Source organism: Paraburkholderia phymatum (genome assembly GCF_038900715.1).
In the GTDB taxonomy this organism is placed as follows: domain Bacteria; phylum Pseudomonadota; class Gammaproteobacteria; order Burkholderiales; family Burkholderiaceae; genus Paraburkholderia; species Paraburkholderia phymatum_A.
The window spans coordinates 1-255 of record NZ_JAYMRZ010000126.1 but is presented as its reverse complement, the minus strand read 5'-3'; the positions used below and the strand labels follow the sequence as shown (position 1 = coordinate 255).

General features: G+C 63.1%; 1 protein-coding gene. It reads left to right on the top strand.

Features of this window, described 5'->3' with window-relative positions:
- Positions 1-255, top strand: a 255-nt coding sequence (locus VSR68_RS42705; protein WP_342945399.1) for a tyrosine-type recombinase/integrase, incomplete at both ends; no start/stop codon positions are given.

Genomic DNA, 255 nt, shown 5'->3' with positions numbered 1-255 from the left:
CGACGAGGGACTGCATGCGGGCAGCTTCGTGCCTCTGTTGCGTGCGCTTTTCCATGCGGCAGGCCTGGCCGTGCCGGACAGCTACAGCAGTCACTCACTACGGCGGGGCTTCGCAACGTGGGCCAACTCGAACGGCTGGGATCTGAAAATGCTGATGCAGTACGTTGGCTGGAAAGACGTGCGCTCTGCGATGCGCTACATCGACGCGGCCGATCCGTTCGCGCAACACCGCATCGAATCGGCACTCGCAACGCC